Genomic DNA, 16,233 nt, shown 5'->3' with positions numbered 1-16,233 from the left:
AGGATTACTTGTCGGGCGAGATCGGCATCTGCACGTCGCCCTTGATGTGCTTGATCGGTCCCGCCGACGACGGCATGACGTCGAAGTCGAAGATTTCCGTCGGCAGCCACAGCGTGGCGCAGGCGTTAGGCACGTCGACCACGCCGGAGATGTGGCCCTGGCACGGCGCAGTGCCGAGGATCGAGTAAGCCTGGGCGCCGGAGTAACCGAACTTCTTCAGATACTCGATTGCGTTGAGGCAGGCCTGGCGATAGGCGATGTGGACGTCGAGATAGTGCTGCTTGCCGGCCTCGTCGACCGAGATGCCTTCGAAGATCAGATAGTCCTTGTAGTTCGGCGTGATCGGCGACGGCTTGAACACCGGGTTCTTGATGCCGTACTTCGATACGCCATCCTTGATGACGTCGACCTTGATGTGCAGCCAGCCGGCCATCTCGATCGCGCCGCAGAAGGTGATCTCGCCGTCACCCTGGCTGAAATGCAGGTCGCCCATCGAGAGCCCGCCGCCCGGCACATAGACCGGGAAGTAGATCTTCGATCCACGCGACAGATCCTTGATGTCGCAGTTGCCGCCATGCTCACGCGGCGGCACGGTGCGGGCGCCCTCGAGACCGATCTTGGCCTTGACGTCGCCCTTGGCCTGACCGGCATGCGCGGTCGGCGCGAACGGCGGATTGGCGAGACCCGGCACACGGGTCGGATTGGTCGCGATCAGCTCGGCTTCGCGCTTGTTCCAGGCGGCCAGCATCTTGGCATCGGGCAGACATCCGATCAGGCCGGGATGGATCAGGCCGGCGAAGTTGACGCCGGGGATGTGACGCGACGAGGTGTAGAGGCCCTTGATGTCCCAGATCGACTTCTGCGCCAGCGGGAAATGGTCGGTGAGGAAGCCGCCGCCATTCTGCTTGGAGAAGAAGCCGTTGAAGCCCCACAGGCTCTCCTTCAAGGGACCCACGTCGAGCAGGTCGACGACGAGGAGATCGCCGGGCTCGGCGCCCTTGACGCCGATCGGACCCGAGAGGAAGTGCACGATCGACAGATCGATGTCGCGCACGTCATCGGCGGAATCGTTGTTCTTGATGAAGCCGCCGGTCCAGTCGACGGTCTCGATGATGAAGTCGTCGCCGGGGCTGACCCACTCGACGATCGGAACCTCCGGATGCCAGCGGTTGTGAATCTTGTCGTTTTCATAGGCCGATTTGCTGAGGTCGACCTTGATCAGTGTATCTGGCATCGCGATGCTCCCCTTGGGTTACTGATAGTTAGACGGACAGGTACTTGGAAATCTGCGCGGCATCGACGCTGGCGCGCGGATCGTCGCGGACGATCTCGCCGTTCTCGATGACGAGCACGCGGTCGGCGATGTCGAGCGCGAAGCTCAGGACCTGCTCGGAGACGACGATCGACAGCCCCCGTTCGTCGCGGATCCGCTTCAGGGTGCGCGCCATGTCCTTGATGATCGACGGCTGGATGCCTTCGGTCGGCTCGTCGAGCAGCAGCACCTTCGGCTTGGTCGCCAACGCGCGAGCAATCGCGAGCTGCTGCTGCTGTCCGCCCGAGAGATTGCCGCCGCGACGGCCCTTCATCTCGAGCAGCACCGGAAACAGCTCGTAGATATCGCCGGGCACTTCCGAGCCGCCTGACACCACAAGGCCGGTCTCGATATTCTCCTTCACGGTCATGGTTGAGAAGATCATGCGGCCCTGCGGCACGTAGGCGAGCCCTTTCGCCACCCGCTCGTAGCTCTTCATCGCGCCGAGCTCGGTGCCATCCATGGTCACCTTGCCGCTCTTGGCCGGCAGGATACCCATCAGCGACTTCATCAGCGTGGTCTTGCCCATGCCGTTGCGGCCCATGATGGCGACGATCTCGTTCGGCGCGACGGAGACGTTGAGGCCGTGCAGCACCTCGCTCTGGCCGTAGGCGACGTGAAGATCATTGATTGCCAGCATCAATCGCTCCTAGAATCGGGCGCTGTTCTTCACCTCTCCCCTTGTGGGAGAGGTCGGATCGCATCGCCAGATGCGATCCGGGTGAGGGGTTGCGCGCTCTCGTGGGACCTGAAGGCCCTCACCCGGCGCTTCGCGCCGACCTCTCCCTGACGGGGAGAGGTGAACCGAGTTCGCGGCTCGACCTATCGTAACCATACGTCAGTGGCCCAGATACACTTCGATCACCTTCGGATCGTTCTTGACGTGCTCCATCGTCCCCTCGGACAGGATCTGGCCCTGATGCAGCACCGTGACCTTGTGCGCGATGTCCTCGACGAATTTCATGTCGTGCTCGATCACCAGCACCGAGCGATCCTTGATGATGCGGTTGAGCAGCTCGGCGGTCTTGGCGCGCTCCGAGACGCTCATGCCGGCCACCGGCTCGTCCAGCATCAAGAGGTCCGGGTCCTGTATCAGCAGCATGCCGATCTCGAGCCACTGCTTCTGGCCATGGCTGAGCTGGTCGGCATAGGTGTTGAGGCGGTCCTTCAGGAAGATCATCTCCGCGACCTCCTCGACCCGCTGCTTGACCGCGTCATCGCGCTGGAAGGTCAGCGAGCCGAACACGGTGCGGCCGCGCGGGTAGGAGATTTCGAGATTCTCGAACACGGTGAGATCCTCGAACACCGACGGCGTCTGGAACTTGCGGCCGACGCCGGCCTGCACGATCTCGTTCTCGCGCAACCTTGTCAGCTCCTGGCCGCGGAACTGGATCGAGCCTGACGTGGCCCGGGTCTTGCCGCAGATCAGGTCGAGCACGGTGGTCTTGCCGGCGCCGTTCGGGCCGATGATGACGCGGATCTCGTTCTCCTCGACATAGAAGGAGAGATCGTTCACCGCCTTGAAGCCGTCAAAGGACACGGTGAGTCCGGAGACAGCGAGCAGGAAATCCTTGGGCTGATGGCCGACGAGCATGATGGACCCTCCTCACTCGGCCGGTGCGCCGTCGGCGATCAGGCCGGCCGCCGATTTCGATTTGCGGGATGCGAACAGGCGATCGATGCGGGGCTGGATATGGTCCGCCCAGATGCCCGAGAGCCCGTTCGGGAAGGCCAGCACCACCGCAATGAACAGCGCGCCGAGGCCGAACAGCCAGAGCTGCGGGAAGGATTCCGAAAGGCTGGTCTTGGCGAAATTGACCAGCAACGCGCCCCAGACCGCGCCGAAGATCGACATCCGACCGCCGACCGCGGTGTAAATCACCATCTCGATCGACGGCACGATGCCGACGAAGGACGGCGACATGAAGCCGACCTCGAGCGTGAACATGGCGCCGCCGATCGCAGCGAACGCCGCCGCGGCACAGAACGCGAAGATCTTGAAGTTGGCGACGCTGTAACCGGAGAAGCGCACGCGATCCTCCTGCTCCCTCATCGCCACCAGAATGCGCCCGAGTTTTGTCAGCCGGATGAATTGCGCGGCAACGATGCATCCAAACAGCAACACAACCTCGACAAAATACAGAATGAACTTGGCGTGATCGGTGCGGATGTCCCAGCCGTGCAGTGTGCGCAGATCCGTGATGCCGTTGATGCCGCCGGTGTAACCCTGCTGCCCCACGATCAGGATGGTGAGGATCGCCGCGATCGCCTGCGTGATGATCGCAAAGTACACGCCGCCGACCCGGCGCTTGAACATCGCAGCGCCGATGATCAGCGCGAACAAGGCGGGCACCAGCAAGATCGCCAGTACCGTGACCGGAAAGCTGTGGAACGGCTTCCAGAACAGCGGAAGCTGCGTGATCTGGTTCCAGTCCATGAAGTCCGGGATGCCCGGCGTCGACTGGATCTTGGTGTTCGCGACCGAGGACGCCTCGAGCTTGAGGTACATCGCCATGCAGTAGCCGCCGAGGCCGAAGAACACGCCCTGCCCCAGGCTCAGGATGCCGCCATAGCCCCAGCACAGCACGAGGCCGATGCCGACGAAGGCGTAGGTCAGGTATTTGGCGACCAGGTTGAGGCGGAAGATATCCAGCGACAGCGGCAGGATGAGAAGCAACAGCACCGCGAGCGCAAGGAAGCCGAGCAGTTCGGAGCGATTGAAAAAGCGCGAGTTGATGACCATGACCTGCCTGCTTGTTCTTATTTGCGGACCTTGAGCGCGAACAGCCCCTGCGGACGCACCATCAGGATCGCGACGATGGTCAAGAGCGTGATCACCTTGGCCATCGATCCCGACAGGAAGAATTCCAGCGTCGACTGGGTCTGCGAGATCGAGAAGGCCGAGGCGATGGTGCCGAACAGCGAGGCCGCGCCGCCGAACACGACGACCAGGAAGGTGTCGACGATGTAGAGCTGGCCGGCGGTCGGCCCGGTCGAGCCGATCATGGTGAAGGCCGAGCCTGCAATCCCGGCGATGCCGCAACCGAGGCCAAAGGTGTAGCGATCGACCTTCTCGGTATTGATGCCGACGGCGCCTGCCATTACGCGGTTCTGCACCACGGCCCGCACCTGCTTGCCCCAGCTCGACCAGAACAGCACATAGGCGACCGCGATCGTGATCAGCATGGTCAGCGCCATCACGAACATGCCGTTGATCGGAATCTGGATCGAGTCGGTCGCCTGCCAGGAGCCCATCATCCATTCAGGCAATTCGACGCCGACCTCGCGTGCGCCGAAGATCGAGCGATAGGCCTGCTGCAGGATCAGGCTGAGCCCCCAGGTCGCCAGCAGCGTGTCGAGCGGACGCTTGTAGAGATGGCGGATCAGCGCCCATTCGACCAGCATGCCGAGCGCGCCGGAGGCGATGAACGCCAGGATCATGGCGATGAAGAAGTAGCCGGGGAACAGCCAGGGCGCGACGTGCTGCACGGCGTTCGACGTCATCCACGTGACGTAGGCGCCGAGGATCATGAACTCGCCATGCGCCATGTTGATGACGCCCATCTGGCCGAAGATGATGGCAAGCCCCAGCGCCATCAGCACATAGACGGAGAACAGGATGAGCCCGGCAAATCCCTGCATTGCAAGGATGGCGCCGAGATCACTGATCGAATAGTCGCCGAACATAATGTCCTCCAGTCCAGGGGCATACGCCGCGACGCAGCGGCGTCCGATCCGCGGCGTAGATGATGGCATCCACGCCGCGATGCATTGAGAGCTTGCGCCTTAGGCGCTTGGCCTCACTGGTAGCCCTTGGGGAACGGATCCGGCTCGACGAGATCGGCGGTCTCGTAGATTAGCTCATACTGGCCGTCGGCCTTGGCGCGTCCGACGCGGGTCTTCGACCACAGATGATGGTTCTCGTGGATCCGGACATAGCCTTCCGGCGCGCCTTTGAACTCGACGCCGGGCGATGCCGCCGCCACCTTGTCGATGTCGAAGGAGCCCGCCTTCTCCACCGTCAACTTCCACAGCCACGGGCCGAGATAGGCAGCCTGCGTCACGTCGCCGATCACGGTCTTCTCGCCCCACATCTTCTTGAACGCGGGCACGAAGGCCTTGTTGTTCGGATTGTCGAGCGACTGGAAGTACTTCATGCAGGCATAGGCGCCGGCGATGTTCTCACCGCCGATGCCGTCGATCTCATCCTCGGTCACCGAGATGGTCAGCAGTGTCTGCTTCGACAGGTCGATGCCGGCCGCCTTGAGCTGCTTGTAGAACGCGACGTTGGAGCCGCCGACGATGATCGCGTAGATCACGTCCGGCTTGGTCAGCTTGATCTTGTTGATCACCGAGTTGAACTGGGTCGAGCCGAGCGGGAAGTACTCCTCGCCGACCACCTTGCAGGCCTGCAGATGGTTCTCGATGTGCTTGCGCGCGATCTTGTTCGAGGTGCGCGGCCAGATGTAGTCCGAGCCGAGCAGATAGAAGCTCTTGGCGCCCTTGGTCTTGTTGACCCAGTCGAGGCCGGCGATGATCTGCTGCGTCGCCTCCTGGCCGGTGTAGATGACGTTCTTGGACTGCTCGAGGCCTTCATAGAAGGTCGGGTAGTACAGCATGCCGTTGTACTGCTCGAACACCGGCAGCACCGCCTTGCGCGAGGCCGAGGTCCAGCAGCCCATCACGGCCGCGCATTTGTCGTTGACCAGCAGCTTCTTGGCCTTTTCCGCGAAGGTCGGCCAGTCGCTCGCGCCGTCTTCCTGGATGAACTTGATCTTGCGGCCGAGCACGCCGCCGGCGGCGTTGATCTGCTCGATCGCGAGCTTCTCGGCCTCGACCGATCCGGTCTCGGAGATCGCCATGGTGCCGGTCACCGAATGCAGGATACCGACCGTGACTTCACTATCGGTGACTGCAAGACCCGTGGTGTTGACCGCGGAGGTTGCAGGAACGTCGGCAAAAGCGGGTCGGCCCAGCATCGAAACGGCCGGCAAAGCCGCCATTCCCATCAAGAGCTTGCGGCGGAGCGGAGACTTCAGGCCTGGTCTGGTTTCGTCTGACATGAGCACCCCATTGGTTCGAGAACGCTTATTGATCAGGCGAGGATTGCTCACTTTTGTGCAGCGCACTGATACGTGAGATCGCGTATACTGCACCGCAAAATAGCGACGTAGGTTTTTGGTACGGGATTTGCCCGCGATCAGAGCATCGTGGACCAGGAGTAGAGCGAGTGGCAGGGCGGCAGCGGATTGACCGCGTCAGGCGCCAATATAATCAATGGGTCGCCAACCAGACGCTGGAAGACTACGCGCTGCGCTTCACCGCCAAGAGCGCGCGGCGCTGGTCCGCCGCCCGCGTTGCCAACACCGCGCTCGGCGCGATCTCCTTCCTCGCGCTGGAGGCGATCGGCGGCACCATCACGCTGAACTACGGCGCGATCAACGCCTCCGCCGCGATCCTGGTCGTCAGCGTCATCATCTTCCTGTGCGGGTTGCCGATCGCCTACCATGCCGCAAAAAGCGGCATCGACATCGACCTGCTGACCCGCGGCGCCGGCTTCGGCTATATCGGCTCGACCATCACCTCGCTGATCTACGCCTCCTTCACCTTCATCTTCTTCGCGATCGAGGCCGTGATCCTGGCCAGCGCGCTGGACATGTGCTTCGGCATCCCGCGGCCGATCGGCTACCTGATCAGCGCGGTCGTGATCATTCCGCTGGTCGTCTACGGCATCACGCTGATCAGCCGCTTTCAGCTCTGGACCCAGCCGCTGTGGGTGATCCTCCACATCATGCCGTTCGCGGCGATCGCCTGGGCCAATCCGCATTCGTTCACCGAGTGGCGCAAGTTCGCCGGCGAGCACGGTGATCCCGCGGGCAATCTCGACCTCCTGCTGTTCGGCACGGCGGCCTCGGTCGTGTTCGCACTGGTGGCGCAGATCGGCGAGCAGGTCGACTTCCTGCGCTTCCTGCCGCGCGACCGCCGCACCTCGCGAAAGGCCTGGTGGATCGCACTGCTCAGCGCCGGTCCGGGTTGGATCGTGCTCGGCGCTCTCAAGCTGCTGGCGGGCTCGTTCCTCGCCTTCTTCGCGCTCAGCCACGGCGTCTCGGCCGAGCACGCGGCCGAGCCGGCGAACATGTATCTCGAAGCCTTCCGCTACGTGCTGTCGCAGCCGGATCTCGCGATGGCGCTGACCGGGACGTTCGTGATCCTGTCCCAGGTCAAGATCAACGTCACCAACGCCTATGCCGGCTCGATCGCCTGGTCGAACTTCTTCTCCCGCCTCACCCATTCGCATCCCGGCCGCGTGGTGTGGCTGGTGTTCAACGTCGTCGTCGCGCTGCTGTTGATGGAGATCGGCGTCTACAAGGCGCTGGAGCAGACGCTCGCGCTCTACTCGAACGTCGCAATCGCCTGGGTCGGCGCGCTGGTCGCCGATCTCGTCATCAACAAGCCGCTCGGCTTGCGGCCGCAGCATATCGAGTTCAAGCGCGCACATCTCTGCGACATCAATCCGGTCGGCGTCGGTGCCATGACGATCGCGACCGTGGTCTCGATCAGCGCGTTCTACGGCCTGTTCGGCCCGACCGCGAAAGCGCTGTCGGCCTTCGTCGCGCTTGCGGTCGCCTTCATCGCGGCTCCCCTGATCGCCTGGGCGACCGGCGGCAAATACTACATCGCGCGCAAGCCGAAGCGGAGCTGGCAGAACATTGAATCGATCCAGTGCTGTATTTGCGAGCATGCGTTCGAGCCCGAGGACATGGCCGCCTGCCCGGCCTATGCCGGCCCGATCTGCTCATTGTGCTGCTCGCTCGACGCCCGCTGCCACGACCTCTGCAAGCCGCATGGGCGGATCGGCGCACAGGTCTCGGAAGCCCTGGGCAAGGTGATGCCGCAGCCGATCTACGCCCGCATCAATTCGCAGCTCGGACATTACCTCGGCGTGTTCGCGGTCTCGGCCGGCCTCGTGGCGCTGGTGCTCGGCCTGATCTACCTGCAGACCACCGCAGCCGTGCATGCCAACGAGCTATTAGCCGACGTGCTGTGGAAGGTGTTCTTTGCACTGACCCTGATCATCGGCGTCGTCGCCTGGCTGTTCGTGCTGGCGCAACAGAGCCGGCGCGCCGCGGAAGACGAAACCCGCCGGCAGACCACGCTGCTGATCCAGGAGATCGACGCCCACAAGCGCACCGACGCCGAGCTGCAGCGCGCCAAGGAAGTCGCCGAGGCCGCCAATCTCGCCAAGAGCCGATACGTCGTGGGTCTCAGTCACGAACTTCGCTCGCCGCTCAATGCGATCTCCGGCTATGCGCAGCTACTGGAGCAGGACGACAGCCTCCCGGTGCGGCCCCGCGGGCAAGTGCGGGTGGTCCGCCGCAGCGCCGATCATCTGTCGGGCCTGATCGACGGCATTCTTGATATCTCCAAGATCGAGGCCGGCCGCCTCTATCTATCGCGCGACGAGGTGCGGCTGAACGATTTCCTCGAGCAGCTGGTCGGCATGTTCCGCCTGCAGGCCGCAGCCAAGGGCATCGACTTCGTGTTCAGGCGGCCGGCCGTGCTGCCCGTCGTGGTCTATGCCGACGAGAAGCGGCTGCGGCAAATCCTGATCAACCTGCTCTCGAATGCGATCAAGTTCACGCAGTCCGGCAAGGTGCAATTCGTGGTGCATTATCGCAGCCCGGTCGCCGAGTTCGAGGTGATCGATACCGGGCCGGGCATCCAGCCCGACGATCTCGAACGGATCTTCGCGCCGTTTGAGCGCGGCGCGCTCGGCGTGACCCAGCCGCAGACCGGCACCGGGCTCGGCCTCACCATCAGCCGCCTGCTCGCGGGTGTGATGGGCGGCGACATCAAGGTCTTGAGCACGGTCGGCACCGGCAGCACCTTCCGCGTCAAGCTGCTGCTCTCCGAAGTCACCAATCCACGGCGCGATGCGCCGGTCGACGCTCCGGTGTACGGCTATCACGGCCCGCGCAAGACGATCCTGATCACCGACGATGACCCGACCCACCGCGACCTCCTGCGCGAGATCCTCGCGCCGCTCGGCTTCATCCTGCTCAGTGCGCCTGACGGGCCGGGCTGCCTGGCCCTCGCGCAGCATTGCCGGCCGGACATGTTCCTGCTCGATATCTCGATGGCGGGCATGGACGGCTGGACGGTCGCTGAAACCCTTCGCTCCGAAGGTCATCACCAGGCCCGCATCCTGATGATATCCGCTAGCGCATTGGAAGCCCATGGCGCGCCGCTGGCGCAACCGTTCCACGACGGCTATTTGATGAAGCCGATCGACATCCCGCGGCTGCTCGAGAGCATCCGCCAACTGCTCAAGATCGAGTGGCAGTATGAGGCCGAGCAGGTTCCGCCCCCGCAATGGAAGCCCGACACTGGTTCGCGCCCGCCGGTGAAATCTGTCGAAGAGCTGATCAGCCTCGGCCAGCTCGGCTATATCAGGGCGATCCAGCTCAAGCTCGACGAGATCGGCAACGAATGTCCCGAACATGCCGATTTCGTCGGCCAGATGCGCACGCTGATCGACCGGTTCGATCTTGATCAATATATGGCGACGTTGAAAACTTTGCACAGCTATGACCATTGAACAGCGAAAGCGCGACGTTGCCCTTGTCGTCGACGACTCGCCCGAGACGTTGCGCCTGCTCACCGACGCGCTCGACGGCGCCGGCATGACCGTGATGGTCGCACTCGACGGCGCCTCCGCGATGCGCATCGTCGACCAGATCACGCCCGATATCGTGCTGCTCGATGCCGTGATGCCCGGCATGGACGGCTTCGAGACCTGCCGGCGGCTGAAGCGCGACGCCGGGCTCGACGGCGTGCCGATCATCTTCATGACGGGGCTGGCCGAAACCGAGCACATCGTGCGTGGGCTGGAGGCCGGCGGCGTCGACTATGTCACCAAGCCGATCGTCGTCGAGGAAATGCTGGCGCGCATCCGGGTGCATCTCGCCAACGCACGGATGACCCAGAGCGCCCGCGCCGCGCTGGACGTCTCCGGCCGCTACCTGCTCGCGGTCAACAGCTCAGGCGCCCTGCTATGGGCGACGCCGCAGGCACAGCGGCTGCTGTCGGATACGCTCGCCGATGCCGCCGACAATTTCGTGCTGCCGGAGCCGATGCCGCAATGGCTTGAGCAGGCGCAGAAGGGCAAAGCCGGAGCGAAGACCGCAACGGTGGCGCCATTCCCCGGCAGCGAGCAGCTTCGCCTGCAATTCATGGGCAAGCTCGGGCCCAACGAATTCCTGCTGCGGCTGGCCAAGGACACCAGCGGCGACATGCCGGCCGAGTTCTCCAGCGAGCTCGGCCTGACCACCCGCGAGGGCGAGGTGCTGTCCTGGCTCTCCAAGGGCAAGACCAACCGCGACATCGCGCAGATCCTGGGCTTGAGCCCACGCACCGTCGACAAGCACCTCGAGCAGATCTACGCCAAGCTCGGCGTCGAGAATCGCACCGCCGCCGCCGCGATCGCGGTCAACGCCAGGCATCGCAAGTCGTAGCCTGCCGCCTTCGCTGCCGGCGCGCGTCTGAAGATGGCCAATCGCCTCGGACCATGACAGGATGGGCATGATCGCTCATTCCTGCGGAGAATAGCCATGGATCGTCTGGCGGCGATGGAGACGTTCGTGCGGGTGGTCGAGACCGGCTCGTTCTCCGCAGCGGCGCGACAGCTCCGGGTCGGCCAGCCGGCAGTCTCGAAAGCAGTCGCACAGCTCGAGGAATTTCTCGGGGTCAAGCTGCTCACGCGCTCCACCCACGGGCTTACCCCGACGGAAGCGGGGCTCGGCTATCTCGAGCGCGCCAGGCGCGCGCTTGAAGAGGCGGCCGAGGCCGAGATCGCGGCGCGCGGCGCCGGAGCCGGCCTCAAGGGACGATTGCGGGTCTGCGCCGCTGTCACCTTCGCCCGGATCCATCTCATTCCGATGCTGCCGAAATTTCTCGCGCAGCACCCGGAGCTGGAGCTCGAGGTCGTGCTCGACGACCGCCAGATCGATCTTGTGCAGGAAGGCATCGACGTCGCACTGCGGATGGGCAAGATGACGGATTCGACGCTGACTGCCCGCCGTGTCGCGAGATGCAAGCGCCTCGTGCTGGGCACGCCGGCCTATTTCGACCGCGCCGGCACGCCGGCCACGCCGAGCGAATTGAGCCGGCACCAGGCCGTCGTTTATCTGCGCGAGGGCAGCGTGTGGTCCTTTCAGCGCGAGAGCACCGAACTGGCCGTCACGGTGCGGAGCCGGTTGCGGGTCACCGCGGCCGAAGGCGTCCGGGCTGCGGTGCTCGCCGATGCCGGGCTCGCGATCGCCTCGGAGTGGATGTTCAGCCCCGAACTGAAAGCGGGCACGGTGCGTGCGGTCCTGCCTGAATGGAGCCTCCCCGCACTCGATCTCTGGGCCGTGCTGCCGACCGGGCGCGCCGCGACCGCCAAGGCGCGCGCATTCGTGAACTTCTTCGAGCGCAGCTTCAATGCATGACGCGCCATCCGCCGGTTGACGAGGTTCGCGCTTATTCCGGCCAGGAATAGGCGCTAGTCCAACGGCAGCGCTACCGCGCGCGGCCATCTCCTTTAGCTTCCTGGGTGTGAGTTCAACCGAACAGACGGCGCCGCCGTCCTGCACCCGGAAGCCCAAGGAGATCGCCATGTCGCTTCAAGCCAAGCTCGACGCTTTCAAAGCCGACTTCGAAGCCGGAAAGCCGCCCTACAACGTTCCGCCAGCCGTCATCGAGATCATGCACCGCGCCACCGCGGAGCTTGTCGCGTCCGGTGCCGCCCAGCGCGCCAAGAAGGCGGGCGACGTCGCCCCCGCCTTCTCGCTCCGGGATCCCGACGGCAATATCGTCAACTCTGCCGGCCTGCTGAAGCGCGGCCCGCTGGTGCTCAGCTTCTACCGCGGCGTCTGGTGCCCGTATTGCAACATGGAGCTGCAGGCGCTGGAAGCCGCCAAGCCGGAATTCGACAGATACCGCGCTTCGCTGGTCGCGATCTCGCCGCAGACCGCGCCGAACAGCCGGAAGTCGGTGCGCCAGAACAAGCTCTCGTTCCCGATCCTGTCCGACGTGAAGGGCCAGATCGGCGACGCCTTCGGACTGCGCTTCCATCTGCCCGACTATCTGGTCGAACTTTACAAGCAGCTGAAGAACGATCTGCCGACCTTCAACGACGATCCGAGCTGGACGTTGCCGATGCCGGCCCGCTACGTCATCGGACAGGATGGCGTGATCCTCTACTCGGAGGTGAACCCCGACTATACCCGCCGCCCGGAGCCCGAGGACATGATCGCAGTTCTCCACCAGGCGGTGGCCGTGAAGGCATGACAGCGCGCAGAGCGGCCGGTGGCGATCGCCCATCGGCCGCTTGCCTGTCGTGGGTCAAACCTGTACGGCGCCTGGCGGATCACCCGGTGCGGCGACACCCATCGCGGCATCCGGTTCGGACGATTGCGCCTTTCGCCACTGCGCCGGTGTCACGCCCATATGGCTCTTGAAGGCGCGCTGAAATGCGGCCTCGGACTGGTAGCCGACCATCTCCGCAACGGCGCCGGTCGACAGCGATGATCTCCTCAACTCGTTCGCCGCAAGCGTCATCCTGATATCGGTAAGCAGATCGCTGGCCGATCGCCCAAGCTTCTCCTGGAACTGCCGTGCAAGCGTGGCGCGCGACATGTTGCAGAGACGCGCCAGCTCCGGCAGCGACCACGCGCGCGCAGGCTGGTTGAACATGGCCGCCACCGCCGGCGCAAGACGGGGATCGCCGACCAGTGCAAGCAGACCGTGTGACCTGTCATCGGTCTCGCTCGCAAGCCGCAGCACAAGCGCAAACATCGCCGTGGACAGCGCGTCCAGCATGGCGCGGCCGCCCAGATGATCGTCGGCCGTTTCGCTGCGCATCAGGGACACGAGCCCGGCGAGTTGTGCGGCGGTTCCCTTTCCCGTCCGCGGGCCGGCATGCACGACAAGACGCGGCGGAAGATAGGTGCGCAACAGACGGTCGTGCGGGGGCGCAATCGCGAAGTGTCCGCACAGCAGGTCGAGCCGTTCGTCCGAACCCAGGTTTTCGCTGATCGTGAAATTCTGTGCCGCCCGGTTGCGCGCCGGCAGCGGTGTCGCCCCGCTGCCGTCATGCATCACGTGTCGCGGGTTACCTGGCAGCAGGAGAATGTCGCCGGTCTTCAGCAGCAACGGCCGACCGCCTGCGGGATCGTCCAGGATCGCCGAGCCGGCAAGCACCGCATGATAGGGAATCTCGTTGGACGCGCCCGGCCCCTGGTCGATGCGCCACGGCACGCTGTAGCTGCAACGCAGGTCGAGCCGCCCGCGCACCGGCATCATCGCGAACAGCCGGCTGAGCCAATCCATGGCAGTCCCCCAAAGCGACCGGATTGAGACGATCGAGCATATATATGAGCTATATCGACATTCAGTGTCTCACATCTCGATCCTATTGTCACTCCGCAATCGTTCACCAACCCCAACAACGAGTGCCACCATGTCCCGTCTCTCAGTCCCCAATCTCGAAACCGATACCGGCCCCTCGGGCCAGATCTACGCCCAGATCAAGAAGGCGGCCGGCAGCGTCCCGAACGCCTACGCGGCGATCGCCGCCCACGGCCCGGCCGCGCTCAAGTCGATGCTCGCCGCCGATGCGGTGCTCGCCAGCGGAAGCCTTTCCAAGCGCGATCGGGAGATCATCAAGCTCGTCATCAGCGCCGCCGGCGGCTGCGACTACTGTGTCGCCGCGCATTCCCATCTCGCCAGGCTCGCCGGCGTGAACGCGGACGTCCTCCAGCAGATCCGCGACGGCGCGCCGACCGGTGACGCCAAGCGCGATGCGCTGGTGCATTTCGTCCGTAAGCTCGCACAGTCGAGCGGCATCGTCAGCGACGCGGATTTCGTCGCGATCAAGGCCGCCGGCTACAGCGACGCGCAGCTGGTCGAGATCAGCCTGGCGTTCGCGACCATCGTCTTCACCAACGTCTTCAACCGCATCAACGACACCGACATCGACTTCCCCGCGGTCGCCTAGAGCAACCGCGCGATGTCACACGAAGGGATCACGACCATGACCACGCTTTCCAACACCACGCAAAGTCCACTTGTCCGCACGCTGTACAGGTCCGGCCTGCTCACTGAAGATCTCGACTACCACGTCGTCCGCGCCGCGATGGTGATCATGTTCCTGTTCTTCGGTTACCAGAAGTGGTTTCCGTACGAATTCGAACGGCTGGTCCCGTTCATCAGCAACGGGCCGCTGATCTGGTGGCTCTATCCGGCCTTCGGCCACGCCGGCGCCAGCTACTTCCTCGGCGCCTCGGAGTGGACGTTCGGCTCGCTGCTGCTGGCGGGTTTCTGGGACAAGCGCCTCGGCGTGCTCGGCGCCCTCGGCTCGACCGGCACCTTCATCGCGACCGTCACCATCATCCCGTTCATGCCTGATGGTTGGGACGTTGCCGCCGGAGGCTTCCCTGCAATGACCGGCAACGTGCCCTTCCTGATGAAGGACGTCGTTCTGCTCGCCGTGTCGCTCTACCTGCTGAGGCAGGACGTGGTTCGCCTTATCAGGCAATAGGTGGCGCAGCTGATGGCGATGGCTCGCCGGCGAACCTCGCGTTCGCCGGCGATCGCGCGTTGATCGGGGGGCGGGGAAACCGCGGGCGTCGCGACATCTCCATCATTGTTGCGGTGCAGGCAAAGTCAGACCGTGCTTCGGCGTTACGCCGTAACTTGTTGCCGAGTTTGCGGAATGCGTTGCAGTTGCCGGTCCGTTCCTGTGCGGGATCGGGTTGGCACTGCGGGATGTTCAATCTGGATCGCGTTGGCATTGCCATGCAGGAATGATCGGTCGCTCTCCCGGCCATGACCATAGTTCTGCCGTGCGGTCTAGGTTACAAAATACCGCCGGTGTTGTTCTGGGGTGAGTTGATGAAGAAGGGCGACGTCACATGTCCGCGCTGCGGGGCTGGATTCCGGCGCCTTGAGCTGGCATCCGGATCAGGAAGCAAGGGCGAGTATCGCTGCCCGGTCTGCGAGACAACCCTCGAGCAGTTCGATGGCGACACGCTCGTCGCCTACCGCCTGACGATCCAACCCTCTATTCGCGGGCTGAAGACCGGATAGCAGCCCTGCTGCGTGGAATGCCGACGCGATCCCTCGATCACGATCGCCGCTTGAGGACGTAGGCGTCCATGATCCAGCCGTGCCGCTCACGCGCATCTCGGCGCGCGGCGACGATGCGAGGGCCTGCCTCGGCCAGCTCGCCCGCCATGAGGATCTGATCGGGCATGCCGAGATAGGCGCCCCACCAGATCCTTAAGCCCTCCGGATCCAGCGTCTGGAATGCCGCGCCGCCGTCGAGCATCACGACGATGGTTTCGACGCCCGGCGGCCAACCGGCCTCGCGGAGCCGCCTGCCGGTCGTGACCAGGAACGGCTCGCCGATCTCGTTGAGCGGCAACGCATGCGCCGCGCACAGCGCCTGGATCGACGTGATGCCCGGGATCACCTCGATCGACGGCAACGGTTCGAGCCGTCGCGCAATCCGCAGGCTCGAATCGTAGAGCGAGGGATCGCCCCAGATCAGCAGGGCGACGCGCCCCTCGCCGCCGAGATGGCGCGCGATTTCCTGTGACCAGGTTGCGGCCACCGCATCGTGCCAATCGTCGACGCCCTTGCGATAGTCCGCCTCGCCGGCGTCACGCACCGGCAGGTCGAACTCGGCAATGCGCGTGCGGTCGTTGTTCAACGCCTCTGCGCTGATCGTTCGGCGCAAGTCGGCAAGATCCGACTTCGCGGTCCCCTTGCGCGGGATCAGGACCAGGTCGGCAGCATTGATGGCGGCGATCGCAGCAAGCGTGAGCTGCTGCGGATCGCCACATCCGATACCGATCAGGGAAAGCGTCAACATGGTC

General features: G+C 64.2%; 15 protein-coding genes. 7 read left to right on the top strand and 8 right to left on the bottom strand.

The genetic code is table 11. The features are described 5' to 3' along the window. Positions 1 to 4: 4 nt before the first annotated feature. The 6 genes from fmdA to urtA form a co-directional block, all read right to left on the bottom strand. Complete coding sequence (fmdA, locus tag HU230_RS07050) at positions 5 to 1,234, bottom strand: formamidase (protein ID WP_176532317.1); 1,230 nt, start codon at positions 1,232 to 1,234, stop codon at positions 5 to 7. A 28-nt stretch (positions 1,235 to 1,262) separates the two neighbouring features. Beyond that, a complete protein-coding gene (gene urtE, locus HU230_RS07045; RefSeq protein ID WP_050400072.1) occupies positions 1,263 to 1,952 on the bottom strand; it encodes an urea ABC transporter ATP-binding subunit UrtE in 690 nt (229 codons plus the stop codon). A gap of 198 nt (positions 1,953 to 2,150) precedes the next feature. Continuing rightward, positions 2,151 to 2,906, bottom strand: coding sequence for an urea ABC transporter ATP-binding protein UrtD (gene urtD, locus HU230_RS07040; RefSeq protein ID WP_063695194.1), 756 nt, complete (start codon positions 2,904 to 2,906; stop codon positions 2,151 to 2,153). A 12-nt stretch (positions 2,907 to 2,918) separates the two neighbouring features. Next, entirely contained in the window at positions 2,919 to 4,055 is a 1,137-nt protein-coding gene (urtC, locus tag HU230_RS07035) for an urea ABC transporter permease subunit UrtC (RefSeq protein ID WP_176532318.1), read from the bottom strand. 17 nt (positions 4,056 to 4,072) lie between these two features. Continuing rightward, positions 4,073 to 4,999: an urea ABC transporter permease subunit UrtB gene (gene urtB, locus HU230_RS07030; protein WP_092125363.1), complete on the bottom strand. Its 927-nt coding sequence runs from the start codon at positions 4,997 to 4,999 to the stop codon at positions 4,073 to 4,075. 113 nt (positions 5,000 to 5,112) lie between these two features. Further along, a complete protein-coding gene (gene urtA, locus HU230_RS07025; protein ID WP_176532319.1) occupies positions 5,113 to 6,375 on the bottom strand; it encodes an urea ABC transporter substrate-binding protein in 1,263 nt (420 codons plus the stop codon). Positions 6,376 to 6,542: 167 nt separating this feature from the next. On the opposite strand from urtA, the gene HU230_RS07020 reads away from it, so the two are divergent. The 4 genes from HU230_RS07020 (at position 6,543) to HU230_RS07005 (ending at position 12,643) form a co-directional block, all read left to right on the top strand. Continuing rightward, entirely contained in the window at positions 6,543 to 9,911 is a 3,369-nt protein-coding gene (locus tag HU230_RS07020) for a hybrid sensor histidine kinase/response regulator (protein WP_176532320.1), read from the top strand. Then, positions 9,901 to 10,827 carry a response regulator transcription factor gene (locus HU230_RS07015; RefSeq protein WP_176532321.1) on the top strand — a complete coding sequence of 309 codons (927 nt, stop codon included), beginning with the start codon at positions 9,901 to 9,903 and terminating at the stop codon, positions 10,825 to 10,827. The genes HU230_RS07020 and HU230_RS07015 overlap by 11 nt, the downstream gene beginning before the upstream one ends. 96 nt (positions 10,828 to 10,923) lie before the next feature. Continuing rightward, positions 10,924 to 11,802 (top strand): LysR family transcriptional regulator, encoded by an 879-nt coding sequence (locus tag HU230_RS07010; RefSeq protein ID WP_176532322.1) that lies wholly within the window; start codon positions 10,924 to 10,926, stop codon positions 11,800 to 11,802. Positions 11,803 to 11,968: 166 nt separating this feature from the next. Beyond that, positions 11,969 to 12,643 (top strand): peroxiredoxin-like family protein, encoded by a 675-nt coding sequence (locus tag HU230_RS07005; protein WP_176532323.1) that lies wholly within the window; start codon positions 11,969 to 11,971, stop codon positions 12,641 to 12,643. 54 nt (positions 12,644 to 12,697) lie between these two features. On the opposite strand, the gene HU230_RS07000 is transcribed toward HU230_RS07005, so the two are convergent. Further along, entirely contained in the window at positions 12,698 to 13,684 is a 987-nt protein-coding gene (locus HU230_RS07000; protein ID WP_176532324.1) for an AraC family transcriptional regulator, read from the bottom strand. A gap of 130 nt (positions 13,685 to 13,814) precedes the next feature. On the opposite strand from HU230_RS07000, the gene HU230_RS06995 reads away from it, so the two are divergent. From HU230_RS06995 to HU230_RS06985, 3 genes are all read left to right on the top strand, one after another. Next, positions 13,815 to 14,351, top strand: coding sequence for a carboxymuconolactone decarboxylase family protein (locus tag HU230_RS06995; protein WP_176532325.1), 537 nt, complete (start codon positions 13,815 to 13,817; stop codon positions 14,349 to 14,351). Positions 14,352 to 14,387: 36 nt separating this feature from the next. After that, on the top strand, positions 14,388 to 14,894 hold the full coding sequence (locus HU230_RS06990; RefSeq protein WP_176532326.1) for a YkgB family protein: 507 nt from the start codon (positions 14,388 to 14,390) through the stop codon (positions 14,892 to 14,894). Positions 14,895 to 15,247: 353 nt separating this feature from the next. Continuing rightward, positions 15,248 to 15,442: an IS1 family transposase gene (locus HU230_RS06985; protein WP_173641958.1), complete on the top strand. Its 195-nt coding sequence runs from the start codon at positions 15,248 to 15,250 to the stop codon at positions 15,440 to 15,442. A 37-nt stretch (positions 15,443 to 15,479) separates the two neighbouring features. On the opposite strand, the gene cobF is transcribed toward HU230_RS06985, so the two are convergent. Next, positions 15,480 to 16,229, bottom strand: a complete 750-nt coding sequence (gene cobF / locus HU230_RS06980; protein WP_176532327.1) for a precorrin-6A synthase (deacetylating) — start codon at positions 16,227 to 16,229, stop codon at positions 15,480 to 15,482. Positions 16,230 to 16,233: the final 4 nt, after the last annotated feature.

It is taken from the genome of Bradyrhizobium quebecense (genome assembly GCF_013373795.3).
GTDB classification, from domain to species: Bacteria; Pseudomonadota; Alphaproteobacteria; order Rhizobiales; family Xanthobacteraceae; genus Bradyrhizobium; species Bradyrhizobium quebecense.
The sequence above is the reverse complement of the archived record's forward strand: the minus strand, read 5'-3'. Positions and strand labels throughout refer to the sequence as shown.

Coding starts and splice junctions, on each gene's coding strand:
- fmdA (WP_176532317.1), bottom strand. CDS start 1,234: ATGCCAGATACACTGATCAAGGTCGACCTCAGCAAATCGGCCTATGAA.
- urtE (WP_050400072.1), bottom strand. CDS start 1,952: ATGCTGGCAATCAATGATCTTCACGTCGCCTACGGCCAGAGCGAGGTG.
- urtD (WP_063695194.1), bottom strand. CDS start 2,906: ATGCTCGTCGGCCATCAGCCCAAGGATTTCCTGCTCGCTGTCTCCGGA.
- urtC (WP_176532318.1), bottom strand. CDS start 4,055: ATGGTCATCAACTCGCGCTTTTTCAATCGCTCCGAACTGCTCGGCTTC.
- urtB (WP_092125363.1), bottom strand. CDS start 4,999: ATGTTCGGCGACTATTCGATCAGTGATCTCGGCGCCATCCTTGCAATG.
- urtA (WP_176532319.1), bottom strand. CDS start 6,375: ATGTCAGACGAAACCAGACCAGGCCTGAAGTCTCCGCTCCGCCGCAAG.
- HU230_RS07015 (WP_176532321.1), top strand. CDS start 9,901: ATGACCATTGAACAGCGAAAGCGCGACGTTGCCCTTGTCGTCGACGAC.
- HU230_RS07010 (WP_176532322.1), top strand. CDS start 10,924: ATGGATCGTCTGGCGGCGATGGAGACGTTCGTGCGGGTGGTCGAGACC.
- HU230_RS07005 (WP_176532323.1), top strand. CDS start 11,969: ATGTCGCTTCAAGCCAAGCTCGACGCTTTCAAAGCCGACTTCGAAGCC.
- HU230_RS07000 (WP_176532324.1), bottom strand. CDS start 13,684: ATGGATTGGCTCAGCCGGCTGTTCGCGATGATGCCGGTGCGCGGGCGG.
- HU230_RS06995 (WP_176532325.1), top strand. CDS start 13,815: ATGTCCCGTCTCTCAGTCCCCAATCTCGAAACCGATACCGGCCCCTCG.
- HU230_RS06990 (WP_176532326.1), top strand. CDS start 14,388: ATGACCACGCTTTCCAACACCACGCAAAGTCCACTTGTCCGCACGCTG.
- HU230_RS06985 (WP_173641958.1), top strand. CDS start 15,248: ATGAAGAAGGGCGACGTCACATGTCCGCGCTGCGGGGCTGGATTCCGG.
- cobF (WP_176532327.1), bottom strand. CDS start 16,229: ATGTTGACGCTTTCCCTGATCGGTATCGGATGTGGCGATCCGCAGCAG.